The sequence below is a fragment of the Gordonia polyisoprenivorans genome (genome assembly GCF_017654315.1).
GTDB lineage: Bacteria > Actinomycetota > Actinomycetes > Mycobacteriales > Mycobacteriaceae > Gordonia > Gordonia polyisoprenivorans_A.
Genome location: NZ_CP072203.1, coordinates 434,127 through 460,664 on the forward strand (window position 1 = coordinate 434,127; position 26,538 = coordinate 460,664).

General features: G+C 67.4%; 24 protein-coding genes. 13 read left to right on the forward strand and 11 right to left on the reverse strand.

Features of this window, described 5'->3' with window-relative positions; translation table 11 throughout:
• Positions 1 to 51: 51 nt before the first annotated feature.
• Genes J6U32_RS02090 through J6U32_RS02115 form a run of 6 tightly spaced genes read left to right on the forward strand, consistent with a single transcriptional unit; the run spans position 52 to position 6,916 of the window.
• On the forward strand, positions 52 to 1,173 hold the full coding sequence (locus J6U32_RS02090) for a hypothetical protein (RefSeq protein ID WP_208793341.1): 1,122 nt from the start codon (positions 52 to 54) through the stop codon (positions 1,171 to 1,173).
• Entirely contained in the window at positions 1,170 to 2,396 is a 1,227-nt protein-coding gene (locus tag J6U32_RS02095; RefSeq protein ID WP_208793342.1) for an HpcH/HpaI aldolase/citrate lyase family protein, read from the forward strand. Before J6U32_RS02090 ends, J6U32_RS02095 begins: the two co-directional genes overlap by 4 nt.
• The gene (locus J6U32_RS02100; RefSeq protein WP_208793343.1) at positions 2,393 to 3,637 is read left to right on the forward strand and encodes a phosphoribosyltransferase family protein; all 1,245 of its coding nucleotides are present in this window, start codon (positions 2,393 to 2,395) and stop codon (positions 3,635 to 3,637) included. The genes J6U32_RS02095 and J6U32_RS02100 overlap by 4 nt, the downstream gene beginning before the upstream one ends.
• Positions 3,634 to 4,755, forward strand: a complete 1,122-nt coding sequence (locus J6U32_RS02105; protein WP_208793344.1) for a cysteine protease StiP family protein — start codon at positions 3,634 to 3,636, stop codon at positions 4,753 to 4,755. Before J6U32_RS02100 ends, J6U32_RS02105 begins: the two co-directional genes overlap by 4 nt.
• On the forward strand, positions 4,752 to 5,621 hold the full coding sequence (locus tag J6U32_RS02110) for an HAD family hydrolase (RefSeq protein ID WP_208793345.1): 870 nt from the start codon (positions 4,752 to 4,754) through the stop codon (positions 5,619 to 5,621). The genes J6U32_RS02105 and J6U32_RS02110 overlap by 4 nt, the downstream gene beginning before the upstream one ends.
• Positions 5,618 to 6,916: a TerD family protein gene (locus J6U32_RS02115; RefSeq protein ID WP_208793346.1), complete on the forward strand. Its 1,299-nt coding sequence runs from the start codon at positions 5,618 to 5,620 to the stop codon at positions 6,914 to 6,916. Before J6U32_RS02110 ends, J6U32_RS02115 begins: the two co-directional genes overlap by 4 nt.
• 21 nt (positions 6,917 to 6,937) lie before the next feature.
• Here J6U32_RS02115 and J6U32_RS02120 read toward each other — a convergent pair whose 3' ends face one another.
• The gene (locus J6U32_RS02120; protein WP_208793347.1) at positions 6,938 to 7,540 is read right to left on the reverse strand and encodes a TetR/AcrR family transcriptional regulator; all 603 of its coding nucleotides are present in this window, start codon (positions 7,538 to 7,540) and stop codon (positions 6,938 to 6,940) included.
• 154 nt (positions 7,541 to 7,694) lie between these two features.
• On the opposite strand from J6U32_RS02120, the gene J6U32_RS02125 reads away from it, so the two are divergent.
• From J6U32_RS02125 to J6U32_RS02145, 5 genes are all read left to right on the forward strand, one after another.
• Positions 7,695 to 9,200: a class I adenylate-forming enzyme family protein gene (locus J6U32_RS02125; protein ID WP_244332501.1), complete on the forward strand. Its 1,506-nt coding sequence runs from the start codon at positions 7,695 to 7,697 to the stop codon at positions 9,198 to 9,200.
• A 416-nt stretch (positions 9,201 to 9,616) separates the two neighbouring features.
• Positions 9,617 to 9,898 carry a hypothetical protein gene (locus J6U32_RS02130; protein ID WP_208793349.1) on the forward strand — a complete coding sequence of 94 codons (282 nt, stop codon included), beginning with the start codon at positions 9,617 to 9,619 and terminating at the stop codon, positions 9,896 to 9,898.
• 71 nt (positions 9,899 to 9,969) lie between these two features.
• Entirely contained in the window at positions 9,970 to 10,446 is a 477-nt protein-coding gene (locus J6U32_RS02135; RefSeq protein ID WP_208793350.1) for a hypothetical protein, read from the forward strand.
• A gap of 228 nt (positions 10,447 to 10,674) precedes the next feature.
• Positions 10,675 to 11,436: an alpha/beta fold hydrolase gene (locus tag J6U32_RS02140; RefSeq protein WP_208793351.1), complete on the forward strand. Its 762-nt coding sequence runs from the start codon at positions 10,675 to 10,677 to the stop codon at positions 11,434 to 11,436.
• 20 nt (positions 11,437 to 11,456) lie between these two features.
• A complete protein-coding gene (locus tag J6U32_RS02145; RefSeq protein WP_208793352.1) occupies positions 11,457 to 12,632 on the forward strand; it encodes an FAD-dependent monooxygenase in 1,176 nt (391 codons plus the stop codon).
• Here J6U32_RS02145 and J6U32_RS02150 read toward each other — a convergent pair.
• Genes J6U32_RS02150 through J6U32_RS02170 form a run of 5 tightly spaced genes read right to left on the reverse strand, consistent with a single transcriptional unit; the run spans position 12,579 to position 18,724 of the window.
• Positions 12,579 to 13,805 (reverse strand): acyl-CoA dehydrogenase family protein, encoded by a 1,227-nt coding sequence (locus J6U32_RS02150; protein ID WP_208793353.1) that lies wholly within the window; start codon positions 13,803 to 13,805, stop codon positions 12,579 to 12,581. The genes J6U32_RS02145 and J6U32_RS02150 overlap by 54 nt on opposite strands.
• Positions 13,790 to 14,983, reverse strand: a complete 1,194-nt coding sequence (locus J6U32_RS02155; protein ID WP_208793354.1) for an alpha/beta hydrolase family protein — start codon at positions 14,981 to 14,983, stop codon at positions 13,790 to 13,792. The genes J6U32_RS02150 and J6U32_RS02155 overlap by 16 nt, the downstream gene beginning before the upstream one ends.
• Positions 14,980 to 16,089, reverse strand: a complete 1,110-nt coding sequence (locus tag J6U32_RS02160; protein ID WP_208793355.1) for a homogentisate 1,2-dioxygenase — start codon at positions 16,087 to 16,089, stop codon at positions 14,980 to 14,982. Before J6U32_RS02160 ends, J6U32_RS02155 begins: the two co-directional genes overlap by 4 nt.
• Before the next feature lie 44 nt (positions 16,090 to 16,133).
• Positions 16,134 to 17,351: an acyl-CoA dehydrogenase family protein gene (locus J6U32_RS02165; RefSeq protein ID WP_208793356.1), complete on the reverse strand. Its 1,218-nt coding sequence runs from the start codon at positions 17,349 to 17,351 to the stop codon at positions 16,134 to 16,136.
• Positions 17,348 to 18,724, reverse strand: coding sequence for a 4-hydroxyphenylacetate 3-hydroxylase N-terminal domain-containing protein (locus J6U32_RS02170; protein ID WP_208793357.1), 1,377 nt, complete (start codon positions 18,722 to 18,724; stop codon positions 17,348 to 17,350). The genes J6U32_RS02165 and J6U32_RS02170 overlap by 4 nt, the downstream gene beginning before the upstream one ends.
• Positions 18,725 to 18,864: 140 nt before the next feature.
• Between J6U32_RS02170 and J6U32_RS02175 the strand changes: the two genes are divergently transcribed.
• Positions 18,865 to 19,437: a GNAT family N-acetyltransferase gene (locus J6U32_RS02175; RefSeq protein ID WP_208793358.1), complete on the forward strand. Its 573-nt coding sequence runs from the start codon at positions 18,865 to 18,867 to the stop codon at positions 19,435 to 19,437.
• Positions 19,438 to 19,627: 190 nt separating this feature from the next.
• Here the strand turns inward: J6U32_RS02175 and J6U32_RS02180 are convergent, their stop codons facing one another.
• Both J6U32_RS02180 and J6U32_RS02185 read right to left on the reverse strand, forming a co-directional pair.
• Entirely contained in the window at positions 19,628 to 20,368 is a 741-nt protein-coding gene (locus J6U32_RS02180; protein ID WP_208793359.1) for a DUF429 domain-containing protein, read from the reverse strand.
• A gap of 23 nt (positions 20,369 to 20,391) precedes the next feature.
• Positions 20,392 to 21,696 carry a TrpB-like pyridoxal phosphate-dependent enzyme gene (locus tag J6U32_RS02185; protein ID WP_208793360.1) on the reverse strand — a complete coding sequence of 435 codons (1,305 nt, stop codon included), beginning with the start codon at positions 21,694 to 21,696 and terminating at the stop codon, positions 20,392 to 20,394.
• A 146-nt stretch (positions 21,697 to 21,842) separates the two neighbouring features.
• Here J6U32_RS02185 and J6U32_RS02190 point away from each other — a divergent pair, with 146 nt between their 5' ends.
• Positions 21,843 to 22,226 (forward strand): hypothetical protein, encoded by a 384-nt coding sequence (locus J6U32_RS02190; RefSeq protein ID WP_208793361.1) that lies wholly within the window; start codon positions 21,843 to 21,845, stop codon positions 22,224 to 22,226.
• A gap of 86 nt (positions 22,227 to 22,312) precedes the next feature.
• Here J6U32_RS02190 and J6U32_RS02195 read toward each other — a convergent pair whose 3' ends face one another.
• The 3 genes from J6U32_RS02195 to J6U32_RS02205 all read right to left on the reverse strand — a co-directional run bounded on the left by J6U32_RS02195 (position 22,313) and on the right by J6U32_RS02205 (position 26,456).
• Positions 22,313 to 24,736, reverse strand: coding sequence for a phosphoketolase family protein (locus tag J6U32_RS02195; protein WP_208793362.1), 2,424 nt, complete (start codon positions 24,734 to 24,736; stop codon positions 22,313 to 22,315).
• Positions 24,737 to 24,862: 126 nt separating this feature from the next.
• Positions 24,863 to 25,873 carry a HEAT repeat domain-containing protein gene (locus tag J6U32_RS02200; RefSeq protein ID WP_208793363.1) on the reverse strand — a complete coding sequence of 337 codons (1,011 nt, stop codon included), beginning with the start codon at positions 25,871 to 25,873 and terminating at the stop codon, positions 24,863 to 24,865.
• Positions 25,860 to 26,456 carry a HEAT repeat domain-containing protein gene (locus tag J6U32_RS02205; RefSeq protein ID WP_208793364.1) on the reverse strand — a complete coding sequence of 199 codons (597 nt, stop codon included), beginning with the start codon at positions 26,454 to 26,456 and terminating at the stop codon, positions 25,860 to 25,862. Before J6U32_RS02205 ends, J6U32_RS02200 begins: the two co-directional genes overlap by 14 nt.
• Positions 26,457 to 26,538: the final 82 nt, after the last annotated feature.

The window sequence follows — 26,538 nt, forward strand, 5'->3', positions numbered from 1 at the left end:
TTCGGGGCCAGCTCACGCGCACAAGCCGATCTCAGTGCGTACACAACTCGAATGACGTCGGCGTTCCTCGCCTCCGAATCCGCACTCTCCGACATCGACTCCGCGGTGCAGACCGCACACGATCTCGATCCCCGATCCCGCGTCCGAGACCAGTGGATCTCGGTCCGCGAACGCTACGCCGAGGTGACCGCCGAGTATCTCCGACTCTCGGCCGCGGCGGGCGCGCCCGAAGGACCGCGCCCGGGCGTCGAGGAGCTCACACGCTGTACCGACGCGCTGGAAGCGATGACCGAGGAGATGAGCCGCTTCGGGCAGACCCACGCCGCCGAACTCGACCGTGCCCGGCATTCGATCACCGAACTCGGCGTGCTCGAGCAACGCGCACGGGTCGCGGCGACGACGTCGGCGGCCGCACTCGATGAGGCCCCACCCGGACTCCTCGGGCTGCGTACCGTCTCCCGCGCCGCCGACGCGTTGCGCGACGCGACGATCTCGTTCGGCAACGCCGAGGGCATCCGCTCCCGGAAGTCGGCGGCGACAGCAGTGCTCGCCGCCGCCGAACGCGTCGGGTCGGCGTTGTCGGACGCTCCCGGCTTCGCCGACCGCGCCCTGCGCGTCATCCGGTCGGTCGACACCCGCCGCAGCGCGATCGAGACCCGCCAGGCTCAGATCCCCGACCAACTCTCGGCCCTGCGACGCGAGTTCAGTGGGGACTGCTCGCAGGATCTGCAGAACTCCGACGCCGTCATCCGCGAGCACCTGCGGGCCGCCGACGCCCACCTCGAAGCGGCGCGGACCGCTTTGCGCACTATGCCCGACCAGGCCATTGACGATGCGGAGGCCGCCCGCGACGATCTCGACGCCGCCGAGCAGGCCGTCGACGCCGTCGGTGACCGGCTACGACTGCTGCGTGAGGTGCGCGCCGATCCGGCGGCCACCGAGCAGCGGGTGCGGTTCCGGTTACGAGACGCACAACACTTCGCGGTCAACAACGCTCTGGTTGACGAATGGGGCTCGGTGCTCGATGCTCAGGCCGACCGGATCTCGAGGGCGCGGGGGGTGCTCGACCGAGTTCACCCCGATTACTGGTCGTATCTGACACAGCTGCGTGCCGTGGACCAGCGCATCGTCGAGATCGTTGACCGCATGAGAGGACAGGTGGCCGCACGATGACCACGACCGCGCCGCGGGGTGTCGACTCGACGAATCAATTCACCGACTCGACGGCCGAAGTCACCGGACCGAGGCATTTTCACCAGCTCGCTCCCGACGTCCTCGACCGGCTGTTCCTGCGTCGGCCCGAGCCGATCACGGCCCAGTGGTCCACACAACGCACCGCCGTCGCCCTGGGTGCGACGCTCTACGTTCCGGCCACCCGCCCCGACCTGGCCGAGGTCATCGCACGACGTCATCGTGAGGGCGTCATCTCCATGGTCATCGACCTCGAGGACGCCGTCGCCGACGAGCATTCCGACGAGGCCATCGACGCGACCGTCGCCGCCCTGCGCCAACTCGACGGGTCCGCGGCCGGGCAGATGTTGTTGTTCGTGCGGGTCCGGGAGGTCTCCCAGATCTCCTCCATCACCTCCAAGCTCGAATCCGCCGGGGCGCTCTCCGGGTTCGTCATCCCTAAATTCATTGGCGACGAAGCAGATACGGCGTTGCGGGAGATCAATCGGTCCGCGCGACGTCTGGGCGGTCACCTGTGGGCGATGCCGGTGCTCGAATCGGCGGCGCTGGTGCACCGGGAGTCGCGTGATGACGAATTGGCCACCATCGCAACAGCTCTCGATGATCACCGCGATCAGGTGCTGGCGGTGAGGATCGGCGCCACCGACATGTGCGGGTTGTTCGGCATCCGGCGCGACCGCGATCTGACGATCTACGACGTACGGGTGGCGGCCGACGCGATCGCCTGCGTGGTCAACATCCTCGGCCGCGCGGACGGGACCGGTCACGTCATCACCGGGCCGGTGTGGGAGTACTTCGCCGATCACGAGCGACTTTTCGCCCCACAACTGCGCACCACCCCGTTCCGCGATCACGACGCGGTGTGGTTCCGCCAGCAGCTCGTCAGCCGCGACATCGACGGTCTCCTCCGCGAGATCGCTCTCGACCGCGCCAACGGCATGCACGGCAAGACCGTCATCCACCCCGCACACGTGGCACCGGTGCACGCGTTGAGCGTGGTCACCCACGAGGAGTACCACGACGCCGTCGACATCCTGGCCGGCACGACCGGCGGGGTGGCCGCATCGGCGTACCGCAACAAGATGAATGAGATGAAACCGCACCGCAAGTGGGCCGAGCGGGTGATGGACCGGGCCGCCGCATTCGGCGTCACCGCCCCCGGCATCAACTTCGTCGACCTGCTCACCGCGATGGATGCCGCGTGAGTTCATCGAGCCACGTCAGCACCGCCGAGCGGCCCGCGGACTGGGTGACCGAGCAGTTCGGGGTGTCGATGACCGGTACCGATGATCTGGTGATCCTCGGGCTGCGGCGCAATCGTCGTCGGGCGCACCTGTTGGTGTCGACGGTGCTGGGCAAGCACATCCCCACCCGGCCTGCCCGGGTGCGTGGTGCCGCCGACGCCCTCGGCGACGCCGTGATCGAGCTTGTCGGTGCCGACCTCGCGGCGCGGGCCACGGTGCTCGGGTTCGCCGAGACCGCGACCGGCCTCGGACATTGTGTGGCTCACCGCTGTTCGGCGCGCCTGTATCTGCACTCCACGCGGCGACACATCGCCGGTGTTCGGGTGTCGGGGACCTTCGAGGAGGGCCACTCGCACGCCACCACCCATCTCCTGCAACCACATTCACCTGAGTTGTTGGCGCTCGACCCGGCGGCACCGGTAATACTCGTCGACGACGAGATCTCCACCGGCTCGACCGCCTTGCGCGCGATCACCGCGCTACAGCGGATCACCCCCCGCGACCGGTATGTGGTGGCCTCCCTGGTGGACATGCGCACCGATGCCCATCGCACCGAATCCGCGCGTGTCGCAGCCGAACTCGGTGTCCGGATCGATCACGTCGCACTCGCCGACGGCAGCATCGAGCTACCCGAGGGGCTCGTCGACGCCGTGTGGGACAGCGTCGCCGACCCGCTCAACCCGGTCGATGACCGACGCGGCCACGTCACCGAGATCGCTCTGCGGTGGCCGTCGGGCGTACCCGACGGTGGCCGACATGGGTTTGCGCACAGCGACTCCGAGGCTTTCGCTCATGCGGTCGCCGACGCCGCCGCGGCAGTGGCCGACCACCTCGACCCGGCGCTCGAGGTGGTGGTCGTCGGTCACGAGGAGCTCATGTACCTGCCACTGTGTCTGGCCGAGGAACTCGACCGGCGTGGCATCCCGACGCGATATCAGACGACCACCCGCTCGCCGGCGCACGTCCGCGACGTCGACGGTTATCCATTGCGTCGCGGATTCACCTTCACCGCGCCCGAATCCGACCCCGGGACACCTCGTTTCGTCTACAACCTGGTGCCGGGTGCACCAGTGGTGATGGTCATCGACACCCCCGCCGACACCGACCTGCTGCGCGCGCCGGGCGGGCTGCTCGACGTGGTGACCGCCGCGGGCCACGACGTGTGCCTGGCGATCCTCCCGACCGGCAAGGGGCCCCGATGACCACACCGGCACCACCGCCGTTACGCGGACCGGCATTCGGGTCATACGGCCCCGACGAGGTCACCTGGCTGCTGAAGGACCTCTCACACGTGGCGCTCGAAGGAGAGCTGGCCGAGCGTGAGCGTCGCATCCAGTCCGGTGCCGCACACTACGCCGAGTCCCTGCCGATCGAGTACCAGCCGGGCGCGCAGTACCAGGAGCTGTTCCATACGGCTCTGCGGGATTCCGCTGCCCGACTCGCACACGCCACCGCAGTGGTCAGCGAACTCGTTGTCGCCGAACGTGACCGGCAGCCCACGCTGGTGTCACTGGCGCGCGCCGGCACGCCCGTCGGCATCCTGATGCGGCGGTGGATACGTTTCGCACACGGCGTCGACGCACCGCACTACACGATGTCCATCGTGCGGGACCGCGGCATCGACACCGTCGCCCTCGACCACATCACCGCACGGCACCGACCCGAGTCGGTGGTCTTCGTCGACGGGTGGACCGGTAAGGGCGCAATCCAACGCGAACTCACCGACGCCCTCGACGCCTACGCCCGTGCCGGCGGCGCGCGGCTGGCCGACGAGCTCGCGGTCCTCGCCGATCCCGGGTCGTGTACCCGCACCTACGGCACCCGCGACGATTTCCTCATCGCCTCGGCGTGCCTGAACTCGACGGTGTCGGGATTGGTGTCGCGCACGGTGCTCAACGCCGACCACATCGGCCCCGGGGAGTTCCACGGCGCCAAGTTCTACCAACACCTCCGGGAGTTCGACGTGTCGAACCTGTTCCTGGACACCGTGTCCGAGCGTTTCGCCGAAGTGGAGCCCGACGTCCGGAGGAGCATCGAGCGCATCCTCGACAGTGATCGAGAGCCGCGGTGGTCCGGCTGGGCGTCGATGGAGCGCCTACGCGACGAGTACGGGGTGTCGTCGGTGAACTTCGTCAAACCCGGTGTCGGCGAGACCACCCGCGTGCTCCTGCGGCGCGTGCCCTGGATGGTTCTCGTCCGCGAGCCGGATCTGCCCGAACACCACCACATCCGGATGCTCGCCGCCGAACGCGGCGTTCCCGTCGAGGTGCGCTCCGATCTGGCCTACTCCTGCGTCGGGCTCGTCAAGGAGGATGCGTGAGCGACCCTGCCACCCCGGGACAGTTCGCCACCGGTCTGGTCGCCACCGACCTGGATCGCACCCTGATCTACTCCCGAACGGCGATGGGCGAGAGCCAGTTTGCCGACGTCGATCCGGTGTGCGTGGAGATCTATCAGGACGCGCCGCTCTCCTACATGACCCGCCGGGCGCACGGTCTGCTGTCGCGGCTCACCGAGCTGGTGCCCGTGGTCCCGGTGACGACCCGAACCCCGGCGCAGTTCGCGCGGATCACATTGCCCGGCAGTCCGTTTCGCCATGCGGTCGTCTCCAGCGGCGGTCGTGTGCTGTGCGACGGCGCCGACGACGCGGCGTGGCGGGCCCGGATCGAGCGACGTGTTGCCGCCACGTCGGCACCGCTGGCCGAGGTGACGGCCGGGCTGGCGGCCCGCATCGACGACGGCTGGGTGCGCTCGCTGCGCACCGCCGACGATTTGTTCTGCTACATCGTCGTCGACCTCGACGCCCAGCCCGCGGGCTTCCTCGACGACTGGCGCGCGTGGTGCGCGACCCGAGGGTGGACGGTCTCGCAGCAGGGCCGCAAGATCTATGCGCTGCCGCGAGAGGTCACCAAGTCTGCGGCCCTGGCCCACGTCCGCGAGCGGCTCGTCGACGACGGCACGCTGGCCACCGCGAACGAGGTCTACGCCGCCGGCGACGGTCGGCTCGACATCGACCTGCTCACCTACGCCGACGCGGCCGTCCGACCGTGCCACGGCGAACTCGACCAGATCGGTTGGACGCGCCCCGATCTGACGATCACCGCCGATCCCGGGGCGCTGGGCGGGGAGCAGATCGTCGAATGGTTCCTCGCCCGTGTCGGCGCGGATGCCAGGATGGGGACATGACCGTACTGACCAAGGGCCAGAACGCACCACTGCCGGGAAGCGAGGTCCTCGTCTCCGTCGATGTGGGAGCTCCCGCCGATCTGTCGGCGCTGCTGGTGACCGACGCGATGACGGTTCGCACCGACGCCGACTTCGTGTTCTACAACCAGCCCACCGGACCGGGCGTGGACCTGCAGAATCCGACGAACCGACCCGTGCTGCGGGTCCGGACCGACGCGGTGCCCACCGACATCCACGCCGTACGCGCGGTGATCACCCTCGACGACGCGTCGTCGAGCTTCGGCCGACTCGGGGCTCCGGTCGCCCACGTGACCGACGCCCGCGGCGTCGAGCTGTTCACGTACACGATCGACGGGCTCTCCTCCGAATCGGTGGTCGTGGCGCTCGAGTTGTACCGGCGCGGCGGCGGCTGGAAGGTCCGCGCGGTCGGTCAGGGTTACGCGGGCGGATTCGCCGACCTCGTGCGTGATCACGGCGTCTCGGTCGACGATGCGCCGGCCGCCACTGTGACCCCGACACCGGCGGCCCCGACGCCGACCGTCCCGGTGACCCCACCCCCGCCACCGCCACCCGCGCCGACATCCGGATATGCCCCGCCACCACCGGGATTCACTCCGCAGGCTCGCGCGCCGCAGGGATTCGCCCCGCCGCCTCCGGCACCCCCGGCACCGGCACCGGCACCACCCAGCGTGCCCGGCGAGGTCAGCCTGACCAAGAACCGGCGCGTGGATCTGTCCAAGGGACAGAAGGTGTCGCTGCGCAAGGACGGTGGCGTCGCACTCACCCGCATCCGGATGGGCCTCGGATGGGACCCGATCAAGCGCGGTGGGTTCTTCGGCGGACGTCAACGCGACATCGACCTCGACGCCTCAGTGCTCATGTTCAGCCGCGGGCAGGTCGCCGACGTCGTCTACTACGGCAGCCTGCGCAGCGACGACAACTCGATCGTGCACTCCGGCGACAATCTGACCGGTCAGGGCGAGGGCGACGACGAGGTCATCAACGTCGATCTGACCGCGATTCACCCGGCCATCGACAATCTCGTCTTCACCGTCACCTCATATCAGGGGCAGACCTTCCAGGAGGTCGACAACGCCTACTGCCGCCTCGTCGACGAGACCACGGGCGCCGAGCTGGCCCGGTTCACGCTTGCCGGCGGGATGGCGTTCACCGGGGTGACGATGGCGGTCATCTGCCGTGAGAACGGGGAGTGGAAGCTGCGCGCGATCGGTGACGGATTCCAGGGCAAAACCCCGCGCGATGCGGTGCCGCACGCGGCACGCCATCTGGCCTGACGCACGCGGTTCGGCCTGACGTCAGTCCGTCGGGCCGTACATCGCGCCGTACCACAGCGCGGTCATGGTGGCGATCGCCGTCTCGTCGTCGGGCGCCTCGACACCGATATCGCCCTTGCCCGCCAGCCATGTCCAGCAAAAGGATTCGAGCATCGAGATGATCGCCGACGCCATCGTCGGCAGATCGACGCCGGCCAGGTGGCCGGCCTTGCGGGCGCGCTTGAGGTGCGTCATGACCCCGCGCATCCCGACCGCGCGCATCTCGCGCGCACGTTGCGCGTACCTCTCGTCGGTCATCGCCATCTGCGTCAGCCCGATCATCTCCGGCAGATGCTGGCGCGACGTCGTCCAGTAGGCGGTGACCGCACCGCGCACACTCTGGTACGGGTCGTCGGACATCGCGGCCATCGACTGCTCCATCACCTCACCGGTGAACTGGTCGAGGAGGGCGTCGAGTAACTGCGCCTTGTTCTCGTAATAGTTGTAGAACGATCCCGGCGAGCGACCGGCTGCGCGCGTGATGTCGGCGATCTTGGCGTTGAAATAGCCCTGCTCGGCAAACACCTCGCGGGCGGCGTCGAGCAGCGCCCCCTCGGTGCGCTCACCCTTGCGCTTGGTCGCCATCGCCGCTCTCTCTGTGTCCGTTCATGCCGGTGGCCACGCCGCGCGTGAGTCCGGATTGGAGATTACGGGACCGGCCGATCTGACCGTAACCGAACGCGGAACTGTTTCTAAATCTAGACTCAGTTTCAGAATCAGCATGTTCGGAGGTTCCGCCATGACCGCACAGGCCATCATCCACGACAGCATCGATGCCGCGGTCCGTCGGCGCGCCCGCGAGCACGCCGACGACATCGCCGTCGTCGACCCATATCGCCACCTCACGTGGAGCGACCTCGATGCGGCCGCCGACCGGCTGGCCGCCACGCTGTCGGCACAGGGCGTCGGGCGCGGTGATCGGGTGGCGTGGTTGGGACCGAATGTCGCCGCGTATCCGATCACCGTGCTGGCCGCGTGGCGCCAAGGCGCGTCCATCGTCGGGCTCAATCTCCGTCTGCCTGCGACGGATCTCGACGCGATGACGCAGGCGGTGCGTCCCACCCATCTGGTCTACGACGCTCACCATTCGGAACTTGCTGCCGCCCTGGATGTTCCGAGCCGAACCGTGGCGGCTCCCGACGACGAGGTATGGCCGACCATTGTGTCGGCGGGTGATGCCGGCGTCGATCGTGCGGCGATCGATACCGACGCCGACGACGAGGCGCTGATCTACTTCACCTCGGGATCGACCGGACATCCGAAGGCGGTGCCGTTGACCCGCGGCGCGATCGAGGCGACGCTGCCCTATGCGGCCGTCCACCGCTTCGACGAGAACTCCCGAGCGCTGGTGATCCCACCGAACTTCCATGCCGCCGGGGCAACCTGGGCCAACTACGGCATGTTCATCGGGATGCGGCTGGTCTACATCGCCGACACCTCTCCGGCCGGTATCGCCGATGCCATCGTGGAGCACGGCATCACGCACACGCTGATGGTGCCCACCCTGATCCACTCGCTTCTCGGCGAACTCCGCGAGCACCCCCGTGCGCTTCCGTCGCTGCAACACGTCGGCTACGGCGCCTCGTCGATCACCCAGCAACTGCTCGGTGAGGCCATCGGACTCCTCGGCTGCGAGTTCGCACAGGTCTACGGCCTCTCCGAAACCGGTGGCGGCGTGGCCTTTCTGGAGGTCGAGGATCACCGGGGCGATCACCCCGAGCGACTGTCGTCCGCCGGAAAGCCGGGTGTCGGTATCGATGTCGAGGTCCGCGCTCCGGACGGGTCGGTACTCGGGGCCGGCGAGTCCGGCGAACTGTGGTTTCGCTCGCCCTGTGTGACCCGTGGCTATCTCGACAATCCCGATGCGACCGCGCGGGTGCTCGTCGACTGCTGGTTCAACACCCGTGACATCGGCTTTCTCGACGACGACGGCTACCTGTATGTGCAGGGCCGTTCGGACGACATGATCTGCACCGGTGGGGAAAACGTCCATCCGCAGGTCGTCGAGGAGGTCCTCGCTGCGATGCCCGGTGTCGAGGAATGCGCGGTGTTCGGCGCACCCGACCCGCATTGGGGCCAACGGGTGTGCGCGGCGGTGGTCGCCACGGAACCGATCAGCGATGCCGACGTGATCGCCTGGTGCACTGAGCGTCTCGGACGTTTTCAGGTACCCAAGTCGGTGGTACTCCTCGACGAACTGCCCCGCACGGCGACCGGGAAGGTCAAGAGGTCGGCGTTGATGTAACGCACCTCACGGACAACTCGAACCCGCAAGCGTCCTGCGGATATCAGCCGCACTCGCGCGCGACCCCAAGGGTTCGGTCTTCGCGAAAAACTATCACCACCGCTTGCCTTTTGATGTCGACGGAGTTGCTTGAGAGCCCCTTGCTGCCGATGCCCCGGTCTGCGAGCAGGCCCGACACCGGGGCTTCCACTTCACGCCAGCGCGGCAGTCTTTCATGTTGTCAAATCGACGAGATTGTGGTTTGGTCACTCACACATGACGCCCGCAACGTCGGCCCGCAGCTCATGGTTCGTCGAGCGGAGGCGGGAGCGCACGTATTTGGCGCGGCACTGGACTGATGGGCATCACCGGGATTACCTGATCACGGTGGCGGCGAAGGAGACGAGCTTGCTGAGTCAGCTGAGAGCAACCAGGTCATGAAAGCGGTGCTCGGCGCAGTGATCGGCGCGGTTTCCTGCGCACTCACGTACACGATCTTGCGGTGGACCGCCGCCGATGTACTGGGTGTGAGCGCCCTACCCGGGACCGGGTCATGGTGGTTGTGCGCGATTTCACCCATGTTCGCCGCCGCAATTGCCGCCGTGCTGACGACAATTGTCGGTAACCAGACCGTACGAGTACCGGTGGCCGCATTTCTTATTGCATACGTCGCGTTGGGCACGGCGCTGGCAGTCTTCACCTATGGGTACTATGCATGACCACACGGGGCGAGACTTCGCCTCGACCATTTCGGTTGACGGGAAATATCCACGGAATCGAAGGGTCCGAGATGGCCTCGGATGACGGCCCTGATCTGCAACGTCGACGCAACGCGGGCTCACCGGCGGAACGTGCCGGCGTATCGGACTCCAGCTCGGCGCCCCGGAAGTTCCCGGTGCTCCGTACGACCCTCACACCGTTCGTCGGTGCATTCGGCGTGATGCTGGTGGGCATATACGTACTTGCACAACAGTGGTCGACGTGCGATATCAATCAACTTCCCCTCGCCTCGACCGTTGGGCTGGCCATGTACACCCCGGTTGCGTACATGATCGGCCTGGTCACGCTTTTCCTAACCTCAGGGGCCCTCATGAGGGCAAGCAACCCCGTGTATTTCGTGTCGATGACGGTCGCTCTGCTGCTGAGCATCTGGCTCTTCTTGACATTCTGTTTCAGCCAATATGACAGCTACCCGGCACTATCGCCTGCGTGTCCTGAAGGGGTGCCACAGTGGTGGCCGCCATTTATCCCCTTGCTTCTCTTCTGAATTTCTGTCCTTGCGTGGCAATCATCGCCCACGACGGTCACGTGACAACCCGTCCCGCACCGTGCGGGAAAGATCGCGGCCCATGGCTTCGACAGCCCGTGTCGCCCAAAGGCACTCGGCATTGATCGCCGGATCGTATGAATACGCCGATATTCCGTCCTTGTCTTCCATGGATGGCAAACCTAGCGTGGCAAAGGTATGGGGTGGATCACAGCTGAGAGGTCGCACATGTCCACATTCGTTCTCGTCCACGGTGCTTGCCATGGCGGGTGGTCCTGGCGACCGGTCGCCGAGATCCTGCGCGAGCAGGGTCACACCGTCTACACGCCGACGTTGCCGGGACTCGGCGCCGAAGACGCACGCGCCGAGGTCAGATTGTCGGACTCCGTTGCAGCACTGGTTGATTACGTCGAGGCTCGGGACTTGCACGATATCGTTCTCGTGGGACACAGCTGGGGCGGGTTCCCCGTGTCCGGCGCCGCCGCGGCGATCGCCGATCGGATCGAGCGCCTCATCTACTGGAGCGCGTTCGTCCCGCTCACGGGCGAATCGCTCATCGATCTGTGCCCTCCCGCTTACGGTGACATGTTCCGGGCCTCGGCCCAGTCGTCGCAGGACAACTCGGTGATGTTCCCCTTCGAGGTCTTCGCAGGAGCGTTCATGCAGGACGTCGGTGCCGAGGTCCAGCGGGTGATCCACCCGCTCCTCGAACGCCAGCCCTTCCACACCATGAACGACTCGCTCGACCTCGACGACTGGGCGCGGCTCGCACTTCCCGCGGTGTATCTACTCGCCGACGACGACTTGGCGCTGCCGCCAGGCGAATACGGCTGGGAACGCTTCGCCGAGCGCCTCCCCGCAGGCTCGCCGATGCTGCGGACCCCCGGTAGCCACGAAGCACAACTGTCGTCGCCCGCCACACTCGCTTCGAGCTTTGTCGAGGCGGCGACGGTGCCACTGCAACCGAAGGTGTCCGCTGCTCGGCAGTAGCCGAGGCGGAGGAGTGAGACGTGCACAGCCCACGCATCGCGATCATCGGCGCAGGAATCGGCGGCCTGACGCTGTCACTCGCGCTTCGTCGCCATGGCATCGCCAGTGAGATCTACGAACGCACCGAGGAACTCCGGGAGGTCGGTGCAGCCGTCGCGCTGTCGGCGAACGCGATGCGCTTCTATGAGGGTCGGCTCGAACTCGGTGACCAATTCGCGAAGGTGTGGGCCGAGATTCCCGAACTGATCTTCCGCGACGGCCGCTCCGGCGAGGTCATCGGCCGGCACTACGGCGGCGAGGAGTACCGCCGCCGTTACGGCGCGCCCTACGCCGGCGTGCACCGGGCCGATCTGCAGGCCATCCTGTCGGAGGCAGTGGGTCCCGACACCCTGCATCTGGGCCGCACGCTCATCGACATCGACGACAGCGGCACCGAGGCGATTCTGACCTTCCACGACGGCTCCACCGCCGCAGCCGATCTCGTCATCGGTGCCGACGGCGCCCGCTCCACCGTGCGACGACTCGTGCTCGGCTACGACGACGCCCTCTACTCGGGCTGCTCCGGCTTTCGCGGCATCGTCGACCCGTCGCACCTACGGTCACTACCCGACCCGGAGGCCATTCAGTTCTGGATGGGGCCGGGTGGTCACCTGCTGCACTACCCGATCGGGTCCGGCGCACATAACTTCTTACTCGTCGAACGGGGCCCGGCACCGTGGCCCTACCCTGCCTGGACTGCGCCGGCCACTGATCATGAACGGATGAAGCACTTCTCGGGCTGGCATCCGGCGGTGACGGAGATGGTGGAGGCGGCCCCCGTCGGGGATCGCTGGGCGTTGTTCCACCGCCCGCCGCTCGCGCGATGGAACCATGGCCGCGTCACGCTGCTCGGCGACGCCGCGCACGCCCTCGTCCCGCACCACGGTCAGGGCGCCAACCAGTCCATCGAGGACGCCATCGTCCTCGCCGACCAACTCGCCGCGGGCACCGATCTCGACGCCGCGCGCGCCGGCTACGAGGACCTCCGTCGAGACCGCACCCGGCGGGTGCAGTACGCCTCGATCACCACCGCCGACGTGCTCCACCTCCCGAATGACTCGCCACTTCTTTACGGGCGCAACGCCCGTCTGGGAGCACCCGGCTTACCCGCTCGCCATCTGGACTGGATTCACGGCTTCGTTGCCTCCCACTCCTGAGATCACGAGGTCCAGGCACCCGTCCAACACCGCGCGATCGTAGTACTCCGCCGGGGTTCCGCCCGCCACCGCGAGAGTTCGAGCGTGCCGAAAGTGGAGGTGCGCGTCGTGTTCCCAGGTGAATCCGATGCCACCGCTGACCTGGATGAGTGAGCTCGACGCCGCGAGATAGGTCTCGCCGGCCGCGGCATGGGCCAGTGATGCGAGGTGCACCGCGGTATCGGGGTCGGTAAACGTCGTGCGATCCAGCGCCGCGGCGCCCGCGGTCACCAGTCCGCGGGCACCGGCCACGTCGACCGCGGTCTGCGCGCACCGGTGCGCAATGGCCTGATAGCTGCCGATCGGGTGACCGAATTGCTCTCGGACTCCGGCGTATTCGACCATCAACGACACACATCCTTGAGCGCCGCCGACCTGCTCAGCGGCCCGCAGGAGCGTCGACGCATCGCGGAATCGTTGCAGCGCAGTATGATCGCCCGGCTCGGTGACGAGCAGGGCCGGCGCATCGGTGACGGTCACATCGGCGCGCGGCAGTGCGAAGTCGACGGTGGTTCGGGATCTCCGGTCGGCGGAGTCGTCGAGTACCACCAGCGCGGCGGCAACGCCGTCGGCGGTGCGCACCTCGGTGACGGCGAGCCCGGCAACAACACCGTGCGACAGTGCCACGAGCACACCGGTCGCCACGCCGGCACGCCAGAGCGGAAGAGATTGCGGCTCTGCGATTTCGGTGTCGAGAGTCGACCCGGGGACGGCCATACCAGCGAGCAGACCGTCGATGGTCCCGGTGAGGTCGACAGCATCATTGAGGCCACCCAGCGCCCCCTCACCCAGGGCTCCCTCACCCAGCGCCCCCGCCGCGAGGACGGCGGCCCGCACCGGTCCGGGATACAGGGCGGCTCCACACTCCTCGACGGCGGCCACCAAGCAATCCAGACCCAAACCCAGACCACCCCACCGCGGCGGCATACCCAAGCTGCACAGCCCGACGTCCGTGGCGAGCGCCCGCCAGCTGCTCTCGTCGAATCCACTCGGCTGCCGGCCATCCCTGGTGCGGCGTACCTCGTCGAGACCGGGTCGGGTCGCGAAGTAATCGCGCAGGGCGGCACGCACCTCGTCCGGCGAGATGTCGGGTGTGGTGCCGGTCGGACGGGTGCTGCTCAGAGACTCGTCCATGACCGCTCGCCCAGCCACTCGGTGATGGTGTCGACCGCCTTCTTCAGGTACGGCAGCTGAGCACGACCCGAATAATAGTGGGTGGCACCGACTATCGTGTGCATCTGCTTGTCCGGGTGGCCGACGGCGTCGTAGAGACGTTGGGTGTGGCTCGGCGTGCACGCATTGTCGGCACTGTTACCGAGCACCAGCGTCGGCACGGACAGATCGGCGGCACACCGCGGACCATCGCCGTTGGCGTCGTCGAAACTCCACTGCGACAGCCAACTCCGCAGTGTCGTGAAACGTGCCAGGCCCACCGGTCCCATGTTGACGATTCGCGGGTCGCCGAGGTAGCAACCCGGTTCACGGTCGTTGGGGTCCTGGGTGAGGTCGAGCCACCGGGGGTCAGCCATCGTGCCGTGCACAACGAATCCCCGCTCCATCAACGGTTCCCCCTTGGCCCGCAGATCCTCGAGCTGCTCAAGCACCCACGCCGTGATGCGCCGGTTCCGGTCGATCTGGGCCGCACGGTATCGGGTGAGGAACTCGTCGGTGTACGGCGGCTGATTCGGGTTGTTCGGGTTGTAGAGATCGAGTTCGGGATCACGCTTGTCGGGATCGGTCTCGTCGAGGATCGACGGGTCCATCCATTCGGTGAGCGTGCCGTGTCTGCTGACGTGCGCGGCGAGCAACATCATCCCGTCCGCCGCAGGCAGATCGAGCTGCGTCAGATCGGGCGGCTCGCCGGCGGGGGTCGCGGTGACCGTCGCCTGTTGCGCCTGCTGCTGGTAGTACAGCGACAACGCTCCGCCGCCACTCCATCCGGCGAGAACGACATTGCGGTACCCGAGCCGATCGCGCGCGTCCTTCACGCATGCGCCGAGATCCTGGACGACCTTCTCCATGATCAACGCGCTGTCGACACCTCGGTAGCGGCTGTTGCAGTAGATGACGTGGTGGCCGGCGCGGGCCAGTGCATTGGTCATCGGTAGGTAGGCTCCACCGCCGATGGGGTGCATGAACACGATGACGGTGTCCGAGCTGATTCCCTTGGGCTGCAACAGATAACTCTCGAGCACCACGCTCTCGGTGACACCGCCGTAGGTGTCCCGGTAGGCCGAGGTGTCGTCGAAGACGACGAGATAGGGGATGCGGTCGTAGTCGAATTTGCGCGCCGTCGAATCCGTGGGGCTCATACCTGTGCCTCCGCGGCGACCTCGGTGGCAGCGGCGGCCGTCATCACCGGGGTGGCGGTGAGTCGAAGACGGGTGTCGATCGCGATGACCTGCCATTCGACGCGTTGGTCGACCTCGAATCGGCGCCGGGCTCGTTCCCGAGCGCGTTCGGGAATTCCGTGGTGGATTCCTTGTGGCGCATGCGAAATCAGACCGGGCGGCATGTCGATCCCGAAGACGCTGCCGCCGTGGTAGAAGGCGATCTCGTCGAAGTCGGTGTTGCGGTGATACCAGGGCAACCGTTCGGTGCCCAGGCGGCCTTCGACGGGCCGGGGTAGGAAGTTCATGACGTACACGCCGGTGGCCTGCATGAACAGATGCACCGTCGGTGGCAGATGCACTGTCTCGGAGGTGATGACGTCGTAGTCCTCGATGTTGAAGGTGAATGCGAAGTTGTCTCCGCGCCAGCCTTCGACGTCGAGCGGGTTGAACGGGTAGAAGAGCGACGTGGCGCCCTCACGCTGCCGGAAGCGCACCTCGTACTCCTCGCGCCCGTCGTCGGGGAACACCTCCGCCTCGGGCACGACCACCAACGACGGGTCGAACGGGAAGAAACGTCCCAGCACGCCGGCGTCGGGGACCCGGTACTCCTCGGCGGCCTCGATGATCAGGAAGTGGCAGCGATCGTCGGGGATCTGTCGGAAGGTGGTGCCCTTCGGGAGGTAGACCCAGTCGCCCGGGCGGTAGGCCAATCGCCCGAACTCGGTCTCGAAGTGACCGGTGCCGTCGTGGACGAAGATCAACTCGTCGCCATCGACGTTGCGTGTGTAGAAGGGCGCCACGGTGTCTCGACGCGACAACGAGATCCGACAATCGGCGTTGTGGAACATGAGCAGCGGCTCACCGGCCGGATCAATCTGATCGGTCGGCGTCAGATCCGTTGTCGCGCGGTCCACCCCGGCGAGATCTCCGACGACACTGTACTGCGTCGGGTCGTTGCGGCGGTACAGGTGTGCGGTTCGCCCGGTGAACCCGTAGCGGCCGAGCTCGTCGTCCTTGAGGTCCTCGACGTCGCGGTGAACCTGACGAGGCGTCCGGCCCTTACGGTGGGTGATGAACGACTCCATCTCGACACTCCTTCGTGGGTGGTGCGGCACGGTCGTGCCGGAAATTATCGGCGGGGCAACCCGAGTCCGCGTTGGGCGATCACGGAGAGCTGGATCTCGTCGGTGCCGCCGGCCAGGTGCAGGGCGGGGACGCCGAGGATGAATTCCGACCACGCGAAGGTGTCGGGGTCACCGTTGTCGACGAATGCCCGTTCCCCGAGCACTTCGGTTGCCAGACGGGCGATCTCATCGGCGGCGCGGACCATCAGCAACTTGAGCACCGATCCGCTGACCGGCGCCATCCGGTGGCTCCACGATCCGGGGCTGAGCCCGGCCGCGGCACGCATGGCGGTCACGGCGGTTACGGTACGCGCGATCTGCGGCCGATGGACCGGATCCGACTCGGCGTCGAGGCGGCGCACCAACTCGACGAGCCGCGCCATCACGACCGGCGTCAGCGGGCCACCGGGTCCGCTCATCGTCGACCGCTCGCTACCCAGGCTCGTCGACGCCACCGCCCAGCCCTCACCGATCCCGCCGATCCGGCGGCTGTCGGAGACCCGGACGCCGTCGAGAAAGACCTCGTTGAACGCCGCACCACCGGTCATCTGCCGGATCGGGCGCACCGTGATGCCGGGCGCATGCATGTCGAGCAGGAACATGGTGAGGCCGGCGTGTTTGGGCGCCTCGGGATCGGTGCGCACCAGGGCCTCGCCGACGTCGGCGAGATGACCCATCGAGGTCCACACCTTCTGACCGGTGATCACCCAGTCGTCACCGTCACGCACCCCACGGGTGGTCACCGACGCGAGGTCCGATCCGGCGCCGGGCTCGCTGAACAGCTGGCAGCCGATCAGATCGCCCCGGAACAGCGCGGGCAGCACGGAGTCACGCAAGTGCGCGGGCGCGTGTCGGAGCAGGGCCGGCGCGACGATGTTCAATCCGACGAAAAGTGCCTCCCTGGACGGGAATCCGAGCTCGTCGAGGACGTTCTCCAAGACCTCGTCGTGTGCCGCGGACAGCCCGAGGCCGCCGAGTTCGACCGGACCGCCGGGCCACGCGACACCCGCGTCGAACAGCGCGCCCTGCAGTCGGCGCATCCGCGCGACCACCTCCTCGTGACCCGCACGAAGCTCTTCTACCGCCGCGATCCGGTCGCCTCTGAAATCGTCGGTGGCGGGAGCTTCTGCGGCAGAGCAGAACTCACCGGTCAGGCCTGCGAGACGACGCCGCAGATATCGGGCGAAGGCGTCGAGCCCCGTGGGAATCCCGGTGAGCGTCATGCCAATCCCGCGAGCTCCAGAGCCGCGCGCTTGGCCTTGTCCATGTCGTAGTGTTTGCGTGCCACCAGACGTTGCGCGTACAGCCCGCCGCCGGACTGCAGCATCGTCACCAGCTGCCAGCCACCGTAGGCGTCTGCGGTGAAGTCGCGGATGGCGTGGAACAGTCTGGTGCGGTAATCGCCGTCGACGCCGTCCTTGGTGCGCATGTACTTCTTGATCAGCGGGCCCACCTCGTCGTTGTCGAGGTCGGCGGTCGACGGTGCGGTGAGAATCGAGCCGCCGCCGATGTCATGGAGATGTCGGACCATCAGGCTGTAATCGGCTGCGGCGTAATGCTTCGCGGCATTGGTGTAGAGCTCGCTCGGGAAGTACCAGCCCTCCGGGCTCTCCTCGGCGTTGGCGATCGCCGCCTCGAGGCCGGACCGGACCATGGTGGCGTAGATGATCATTTCGGCGATCTTCTCGCGGATGTGGTTGATGCGTTCGGTGCCGTTGGCCTCGGCGATCAGCTGCGCCAGCCCGACGAGTTGATCGGCGAACTCCGACATGTGGGCGGTTCCGCCGAGACGCTCCCACAGTCCGAGGGCGTGGGCGAAGGTCGCCGAATGGCCGACCTGACCGTCGAGGAAGACCCGCTCGGCGGGGACGAAGACGTCGTCGAAGATGATGAAGCCCTCGGGCATATTGTGTTTCGCGCTGACCGGGAAGTCGCCCTCGCGCTCACGGGGCGCGTAGCTGGTGTTCACGATGCGCACGCCCGGCGCGTTGACCGGCACCGCGCACGCGATCGCGTAGTCCTCTTCGCCCGGTTTCATGTTCTTGGTCGGCATGACGACGAGTTCGTGACAGACCGCCGCCGACGAGATGTGCAGTTTGGCGCCACGGATGACGACCCCGTCGGGGCGGCGCTCGACGATCCGCGTGTAGACGTCGGGATCGTCCTGCGCCCCCGGCGGCAGCCGACGGTCGCCCTTGGCGTCGGTGATGGCCTGCACGCAGCGCAGGTCGCTGCGCCGGCAGTAGTAGAAGTAGTCCTCGATGCGTGCGGACGCCTCGGGGTGATCGGCGCGCATGCGGGCGGCCGCGGTCAGCAGCGCGAGCAGGCCCTGGCTGGTGGTGACGGTGACCATGTCCCAGTGCAGCAGGTCCGACAGCAATTCCTTGAGTTGGACAGGGCTGCGCGGGATGTCGAAGTACGGACCGCTCGCATCATCGCCCGGCCGGTAGTGGTCGGCGTAACCCTGGCCCACGAGTTCGATCGCGGTGGCGAATTGCGGGTGCCGGGAGAGGTCCTTGACCTGCTCTCCCTCGGCGAAGATCCGGCGACCGTCATCGAGGGACGCGACGTAGGAGTCCCTGGTCATCATCGCCATGTGAGGCCTCTTTCGGGGTGAGGGGATTGGGCGCGCGAGTTCGGCTCGACTTTTCTGATGCTAGATTCAGATTCAGAAATATACAAGCGCAGGTATGCCAGCCGTTGCTCCTGCACGCCAAGTGGGTGAGGCTGGTTGTCATGACCGTGAAGGTACGCCCGGCGACGCATTTCGACGACGTCGCCACCATGGTCGGGCCGAAGCGTCCCGACGCCAACGTCTGCTGGTGCCTGAGCTATCGAATCCCCAACGCCCTGAACCGCACTTTGGCGAAGCAGGAGCGGGGACGATACGTCCGGAAACTCTGTGCCGCCGATCCCCCGCCGGGTGTTCTTGCCTACCTCGACGACGAGGTGGTCGGCTGGGCCGCTATCGCACCTCGCGCGGAGACCACCTTCGCGACGAACCGCAGGATCCCCCACGTCGACGACCTCGACGTCTGGTCACTGTGGTGTATACGAATCCGGCCGGGTCACCGCAAGACCGGGCTCGTGCACCCCCTCATCGCCGGTGCCGTCGAGTTCGCACGGGATCGGGGAGCACCCGCTGTCGAGGCGTACCCCGTGGACAACCGCGGCGAACGTGTCGATCTCACGATGGCCTACGTCGGCACCCGCGCCATGTTCGAGACCGCCGGGTTCGTCAAGGCTTCCGACACGACGTCGGTGCTCAACGGCTTTCCGCGGATCATCATGCGGTTGCCGCTGGGGTGAGGGTGCGCGCTGGCCCGGATACTTTTCGGCACAAGGGGTCTCGAGGCTCCGTCGCTATCGCTCCTACGCACCTCGACCACCGGGAGGACAGCCACCCGTCCTGTCGGTCCCGTGCCCGTTTCCCCGATGGTCGAGGTGCGAGCCGCGTGCGGCGAGCCTCGAGACCGCTTGCCACGGTGCTGGTTCCAGCTCACCGCGACCAGCGCAGCGCATCCAGCGAGCAGTCGGGAACGTGAATCCAGCCCTCCCGCAGCGCCACCGACCTGTCGGCCTCGTCCGGTAGACGAGTGTGCCCCAGCTGCGCGGCTCGAGCGATGAGTGCGGTGACGACGGCGTCGAAGGCGTTGTCGTCACGGCACATGAGCGCGTAATGATCGCCGAGGTCGAGCCACCCGGCCGCGTCCTGCAGCGCCGACACGAGATCAGCCAGCGACTCCCGGTTACCCGCCCGCTTGTAGCCGCGGGATCGCAGGCCCCAATGCCGCAGAGCGCCTGCGGGATACGCCTCCACCGCCCAGCCGTCCACACGATCGACGACGCCGAGGTCGGCCAGTAGCCCGGCGCAGCGGAACGCGACATGGGCGATCTGATCGGCGGACACGCTCAACGGTCGCCCCAGTCCGTGCTCGACGAGAAACCGGTCGGTGCGCCGAAATGCCAAGGGACGTCGGCGGTCGATGGCGTCGAGCCCGCTGCCGGTCGGCGTCGATCCTCGGTGGTGGGCGACGACGAAGTCGACGAACTCCTCCGGCCACCCGAACGGCGAATCGATCCCCACCCGCGCAGACCCGGCCACCAGGGCCCGGATCGTCGCATCGCCAGCGGGGGTCACCAGCTCGACCAGCCGCGCAATGCCTGCCGACCAGTCGATCACCGCGACCGCGGTCGATGCCGGTGCAGCCGCGAGATCGACTCCGGCAGTGCGTGTCACCCGCGTGACCGGTCGAGAGGCACTCAGGCCATCGCGCCGTCGAGGAACTCCGCGTAGGCGGGCAGATCGAGCTGACCGTGGCCCGACAATCCGATGACGACGACCTGCTCGGTGGGATCGTCGGCGACGTGGGCCGCGGCTGCGGCGATGGCATGCGTCGACTCCGGCGCGGGCACGATGCCCTGCGTCCGCGCGAACTGGACACCGGCCTCGAAGGCCTTGCGCTGGGCGATGGCGATGCCCTGCACGAGTCCGAGTTCGACGGTGTGGCTCAGCGCGGGCGCCATGCCGTGGTAGCGCAGGCCACCGGCGTGGATCGGGTCCGGCACGAAATCCATTCCGAGCGTGTGCATCTTGAGCAGCGGGGTCAGTCCGGCGACGTCACCGTGGTCGTACCGGTACTCACCCTGCGTGATCGACGGGCAGGCGGCGGGTTCGGCGGCAACGATCCGCGGATTCGACCGTCCGGCCAGCTTCTCCCGCAGGAACGGGAACGAGAGACCGGCGAGGTTCGATCCGCCTCCGGCGCACCCGAAGACGACGTCAGCGCCGCCCGGCTCGACGCCGGCGAGCTGCTCGACGGCCTCCTGGCCGATGACACTCTGGTGGAGCACAACGTGATTGAGGACGCTACCGAGCGCATACCGGGTGTCGTCGTGAGTCGCGGCGACCTCGACGGCCTCGCTGACCGCCATCCCCAGGCTCCCGGTGGTGTTCGGGTCCTTGGCGAGCATCGCGCGGCCGGCATCGGTGAGGTCGGACGGACTCGGGTGCACCGTCCCTCCGTAGGTCCGCATCAGATATCCGCGGTACGGCTTGGAATCGTAGGACGCGCGCACCTGCCACACCTCGACGTCGATGCCGAACTGCGCTCCGGCGAAGGCCAGCGCGCTACCCCACTGGCCCGCCCCGGTTTCTGTCGTCAGTTTGCGCACTCCGTCGACGCAGTTGTAATAGGCCTGCGCGACAGCCGAATTGGTCTTGTGACTGCCGACCGGGCTGACGCCCTCGTACTTGACGTAGATCCGCGCACCGGTGTTCAGCGACTCCTCGAATCGTCGCGCCCGGATCAGCGGCGAAGGCCGCCACATCCGGTAGATCTCCCGGACCGGCTCGGGGATCTCGATGTAGGGCTCGGTCGATACCTCTTGAGCGATCAACCCCGCGGGGAAGAGCGCGGCGAGATCGTCGGGACCGACCGGCTCCTTGGTGCCCGGGTGTAGATGCGGCGGAATAGGCTCGTCGAGCTCGGCTGCCAGGTTGTACCAGTGCGTCGGCACGTCCACGGTGATCAGATCCGGGCTGGTGGCGTCCACGTGCGTCGTCATGGCTGACAACTGTAGCGGGCCCGCGCACGGCAAGTTGCCGGGTCGGCGGTCCGGGAGTCTGCGACATTGCGGAGAGTTTGCTATGTTTAATACTCAATCATTGGTACTCGCACAGGGAGTACTCACGACAAGGGGAGGTTGTTGAAGTGCGCAAGAAACTCGTAGGTCTCCTGGTGGCGCTGGCTGCCGTGACCGGGCTGCTTTTCATCGGGGGCGGGCACGCGAGTGCGGCCGACGTTCGGGACACACCGACAAAAGTGTGGGTGGGTTTCACCCCCGCCGAAACCAAGCAGATCGCGGCCAGCGGCGTTGAGTCGATCTTCGACACACCGCAGCTGCGCCCGTACTGGTACGCCAACCCGGACCGCGACTCCCGGTACAAGACGTTCTACGTCCCCGGTAAGGGCTACGTCGTCTACACCAGCGCCCAGGCGATGGTGAGGGAGGCCGCAAGCCACCCCAACGGCCGAGTCTGGGTGTCGTACAACAAGACACTGCCCAAGCCGCTGACCTTGTGGACCGAGTTCTGATCCGGTGACGTGCTGATCCACTGACGGGCAACGGCACCCGGCGAGACGTTCGCCGGGTGCCGTTATCGTCTCCGAGGAGCCCCAGATCAGCTCCAGGTCCAGTCCCGGACCTCGGGGAGGTCTTCGAAGTGCTCGCGCACATAGTCGGCGTGCCGGGCCAGTTGTGTGCGGCAGTACTCGACGAGTTCGGCGCTCTTCTCCGGGGCGCGTCGCGAGCGGCGCAGCGCCTCGAGAACCAGGTGATAGCGACTCATCTTGTTGAGCACCACCATGTCGAACGGCGTTGTCGTGGTGCCCTGTTCGGAGAATCCGCGGACGTGGAACCGTCCGGGATGGGTGCGGCCGTGCACGAGTTGATGGACCGCGCGCGGGTAGCCGTGGAAGGCGAAGACGACGTCGGTGTCGCGGGTGAACAGGTCGATGAATTTCTCCTCGGACAAGCCGTGCGGATGATCGTTCTGCGGCAGCAGCACCATCAGGTCCATCACGTTGACCACCCGCGTGCGCAGATAAGGCACCCACTCCCGGAGCAACTGCGCGGCCGCGAGAATCTCCTGGGTCGGGACGTCCCCGGCGGCGGCGAGTACCACGTCCGGCGGTGCGGCGTCGTCGAACCCGTCGTCGGCGGACTCGGTGCCGGCCCACTCCCAGATCGAGGCGCCCGCCGCGGCCTGCTCGTTGGCCTCCTCGAGCGTCAGGTATTGCAGATGCGGCTGTTTGTCGACGACGAGGACGTTGACGTGATCGCGGCTGCGGAAGCAGTGATCGGCGATCGACAGCAGCGAGTTGGAGTCCGGCGGCAACCACACCCGCACGACCCCCGGCGACAGCGGCAACACCAGGTCGATGAGGCCGGGACCCTGATGGGAGAAGCCGTTGTGGTCGTTGCGCCAGCACGTGGACGTCAGCAGGATGTTGAGCGAGGCGACCGGCTCGCGCCACGGTAGTTCGGCGGCGTGTTGGAGCCACTTGGTGTGCTGCACGACCATCGACGCACTCACCATCGCGAACGCCTCGTAGGTCGCGAACAATCCGTGCCGCCCCGACAGCGTGTAGCCCTCGAGCCAGCCCTGACACAGGTGCTCGCTGAGAACCTCCATCACCCGCCCGGACGCCGAGAGCCCGTCGTCGAACTCGGTGGTCGGGAGTTGCCAGCACCGGTCGGTGGCCTCGAAGACCGCGCCGAGGCGGTTGCTCGACGTCTCGTCCGGACAGAACAACCGGAAGTTGCCGCCGTCGTCGGGAGTCCCGTTCTCCCGGTAGATGTCGCGCATGAACTCGCCGAGCACGCGCGTGGTCTCGTGCAGGACCACGCCCGGCGAGTCGATGTCGAGGGCGTAGGACGAGATCGGTGGCAGACGGAGGGGGCGGAGCAGGCGGCCCCCGTTGGCGTACGGGGTGGCGCCCATCCGCAGATCGCCCTTCGGTGCGAGCGCGCGGATGGAGTCGACGACGCCGCCGTCCTCGTTGAACAGCTCCTCGGGCTTGTAGGACCGTAGCCAGTCGGAGAGGATCGCCAGATGTTCCGGGTTCTCCCGGACCCCCGACAGCGGCACCTGATGCGCCCAGTGCGTGCCCTCGATCTTCTTGCCGTCCACGAACTTCGGGCCGGTCCAGCCCTTCGGCGTCCGCAACACGATCGCCGGCCATGCGGTGTCCGGGCGCGGGCCGTCGCCGCGCGCGGCGGCCTGGATCTCCCGGATCGTGCGATAGGAGTCCACCAGCGCCGTGTGCAAGGCGGGGAACACCTCCCGCGGGTCCTCGCCCTCCACGAACACCGGACGCCACCCCTGCCCACTGAGGTAATCGCTGATCTCGGCGTCGGTGCTGCGACCGAGGACGGTGGGCCCGGCGATCTTCGCCCCGTTGAGATGCAGGATCGGCAACACCGCACCGTCGCGGGCCGGGTTGAGGAAGGCAGGTATCTTCCACGACCCCGACAACGGACCCGTTTCGGCCTCACCGTCACCGACCACCGCGGCGACGATCAGGTCGGGATGGTCGTAGGCCGCACCTGCGGCGTGCACGAGCGCGTAGCCGAGCTCGCCGCCCTCGTGGATGCTCCCCGGCGTCTGCACGCTGACGTGGCTGGGGATGCCACCGGGCGTCGAGAACTGCCTGCACAGTGCGCGTACGCCGGCGGCATCGAGGGAAATGTGCGGATAGATCTCGGTATAGGTGCCCTCGAGATATGTGTTGGCCACCAATGCCGGACCGCCATGCCCGGGTCCGGTGATATACAACCATTCCGACCCGGTGTCATTGATGATTCGATTGAGCACCGTGTAAATCGCCGACAATCCCGGGCTGGTGCCCCAATGGCCCAGCAACCGTGGTTTGATGTGGTCGACGGTCAGCGGCTCGGTCAGTAAAACGTTGTCCTGCAAGTAGATCTGCGCGATGTTGAGGTAGTTGGCGGCGGCCCACCAGCGCAGGTCTGCGTCGATGTCGGCGTCGTCGTAGCTGCTTTCGTCCTGGGGACGGTGGGCAATTCCGGTGCTGTGGGACATCGTGGGGCCTCTCACGGGCGTTGGGTGATTTCCGCAGTTCCTCCTCCATTCATACGTGCCGGGAGCGACCCGCGTCAGCCGGAAACGACAAAACGCCGAGACACGACCCATTCGGTCACCGGGTGGTCACCGACCGATAACCCTTGGGCCCACATCCCTGGCGCGCAGCACCGCCGTGGCCGTGGCCGCGACGGTGGGGTCGTCGTCGGCGGCCATCTCTTCCAGCAGACGCTGCCCGTCCACGCCGGGAATCTCGGCGAGTGCCTGGACAATTCGCAATCGCACAGCCGGATCGGCGGCGTCGAGATGATGACGGAGCCGGGCCAGGACGCGGCCCGAGCCTCCTCGCTCGGCGAGGGCGCCGAGGTACTCGGCGGCCTCGACGTCGCGCCGCCCGGCGACGATCATCGCGACCAGCGGATCGATCGACTCCGCCGAACCCCGCGCGGCCAACGCCGTCGCGGCACGATCGCGCACGTCGTCGTCGGCATCGGCGAGTGCGGGCAGAAGGATCGTGGCGGTCCGCTCGGAGTCGATGGCGGTGACGGCCTCGACGGCGCGCAGCCGTACCCGCGGATCGGTTGCGGCCAGGCCGTCGGCGAGGTGGTCGAGTGCGGCGTCGCCGGCACGCGCCAACGACCACCGTAGTGCCCCGAACACATTCGGATCATCCTCGGCCAGAGCAGCTTTCGCCAACTCCGGGACAGGCAGACGGGTGTCGTCGCCACTGAGTGCGGCCCGGATGCGTTGCGCGCCGGACGGTGACTGCAACGCGCGCAGCATCGCGACCGCGTCGAGCACGTCGGCCCACTGCGTGGGCGCGGTGGCGGCGACGCGCTGCAGTCGGGCCAGCAGTTCCTGCTCGGCGGCGATCCGGTCCCGGGTCCGGTCGATGAGGTCCTCCACCACCTGCATCGGCTCGTAGGCCGCCTCGTCGAGCGCGGCGCCGACCTCCGGCAGTGTGAGGCCCAGCGTGCGCAGACTCTCCACCTCGAACAACCGGCGAACGTCGGCGTCGGAGTACTCGCGGTAGCCGCCCGATGTCCGCCCGGTGGGGGTCACCAGCCCGAGTCGGTCGTAGTGACGCAGCATGCGGGTGGAGACCCCCGAACGGCGGGCGAGTTCACCGATGAGCATCGGCGAACCCCGAGTCGGGATCGTCGAACAACCGGATCGTCGCCGCGGCGTGGTCGGCGACGGCGGCGACCGGATGCGTCAGCCGCGCTTGCGCGACGTCGCGCCCGGGCTGTCCGAGCCCGATGAGAGCCCGGCTCAGACTCCGGCGTACCTCGTCGGTGCGCCGTCCGAACTCGGTGGCCAGATCCGCGGCAAGGCTGTCAACGGCGTCGGCGGGAACGAGCGCGACGGCCGCACGCCACGCGGTTCGCGCCACCTCGTCGTCGTCCTCATGCAGCATGGTCGACACGAACGGCCATGCCCGGCCATCCCCGATCTTCGAAAGAGTGTGCAGTGCTTGGCTTCTCGCCTGGACGACGTCGGAGTCGAGTTCCTTGAGCAGCTTCGGCACCGTGACGTCGGCGGGCTGGCGGCACAGCGCCCACGTCAGCATGTCGCGGACGAAGAAGTCCGGCTCGATCGCACTCCGCGCGATCAGACGGTCGGTCACCTCCTCGGCGTCGAGATCGGCTCCGGCCGTACCCACCGCCATCGCTGCGCGCAGACGTACCGACTGATCGGGGTGCTCGAGTGCTTGCCACATCGTCCACCACCTCCTTTCCCCGTCCACTCCACACCTTGTCACTGTGTCAAGGTCAAGTCGTGGTGGCCGGCCCGCGGCGTCG

Bases quoted from the DNA above. Each gene is read 5' to 3' on its own strand.
- J6U32_RS02205 (WP_208793364.1), bottom strand. From the start codon at position 26,456: ATGTGGCAAGCACTCGAGCACCCCGATCAGTCGGTACGTCTGCGCGCA.
- J6U32_RS02150 (WP_208793353.1), bottom strand. From the start codon at position 13,805: ATGGACGAGTCTCTGAGCAGCACCCGTCCGACCGGCACCACACCCGAC.
- J6U32_RS02175 (WP_208793358.1), top strand. From the start codon at position 18,865: ATGACCGTGAAGGTACGCCCGGCGACGCATTTCGACGACGTCGCCACC.
- J6U32_RS02130 (WP_208793349.1), top strand. From the start codon at position 9,617: ATGAAAGCGGTGCTCGGCGCAGTGATCGGCGCGGTTTCCTGCGCACTC.
- J6U32_RS02115 (WP_208793346.1), top strand. From the start codon at position 5,618: ATGACCGTACTGACCAAGGGCCAGAACGCACCACTGCCGGGAAGCGAG.
- J6U32_RS02200 (WP_208793363.1), bottom strand. From the start codon at position 25,873: ATGCTCATCGGTGAACTCGCCCGCCGTTCGGGGGTCTCCACCCGCATG.
- J6U32_RS02090 (WP_208793341.1), top strand. From the start codon at position 52: ATGACGTCGGCGTTCCTCGCCTCCGAATCCGCACTCTCCGACATCGAC.
- J6U32_RS02195 (WP_208793362.1), bottom strand. From the start codon at position 24,736: ATGTCCCACAGCACCGGAATTGCCCACCGTCCCCAGGACGAAAGCAGC.
- J6U32_RS02095 (WP_208793342.1), top strand. From the start codon at position 1,170: ATGACCACGACCGCGCCGCGGGGTGTCGACTCGACGAATCAATTCACC.
- J6U32_RS02160 (WP_208793355.1), bottom strand. From the start codon at position 16,089: ATGGAGTCGTTCATCACCCACCGTAAGGGCCGGACGCCTCGTCAGGTT.
- J6U32_RS02170 (WP_208793357.1), bottom strand. From the start codon at position 18,724: ATGGCGATGATGACCAGGGACTCCTACGTCGCGTCCCTCGATGACGGT.
- J6U32_RS02105 (WP_208793344.1), top strand. From the start codon at position 3,634: ATGACCACACCGGCACCACCGCCGTTACGCGGACCGGCATTCGGGTCA.
- J6U32_RS02135 (WP_208793350.1), top strand. From the start codon at position 9,970: ATGGCCTCGGATGACGGCCCTGATCTGCAACGTCGACGCAACGCGGGC.
- J6U32_RS02155 (WP_208793354.1), bottom strand. From the start codon at position 14,983: ATGAGCCCCACGGATTCGACGGCGCGCAAATTCGACTACGACCGCATC.
- J6U32_RS02120 (WP_208793347.1), bottom strand. From the start codon at position 7,540: ATGGCGACCAAGCGCAAGGGTGAGCGCACCGAGGGGGCGCTGCTCGAC.
- J6U32_RS02165 (WP_208793356.1), bottom strand. From the start codon at position 17,351: ATGACGCTCACCGGGATTCCCACGGGGCTCGACGCCTTCGCCCGATAT.
- J6U32_RS02140 (WP_208793351.1), top strand. From the start codon at position 10,675: ATGTCCACATTCGTTCTCGTCCACGGTGCTTGCCATGGCGGGTGGTCC.
- J6U32_RS02185 (WP_208793360.1), bottom strand. From the start codon at position 21,696: ATGACGACGCACGTGGACGCCACCAGCCCGGATCTGATCACCGTGGAC.
- J6U32_RS02125 (WP_244332501.1), top strand. From the start codon at position 7,695: ATGACCGCACAGGCCATCATCCACGACAGCATCGATGCCGCGGTCCGT.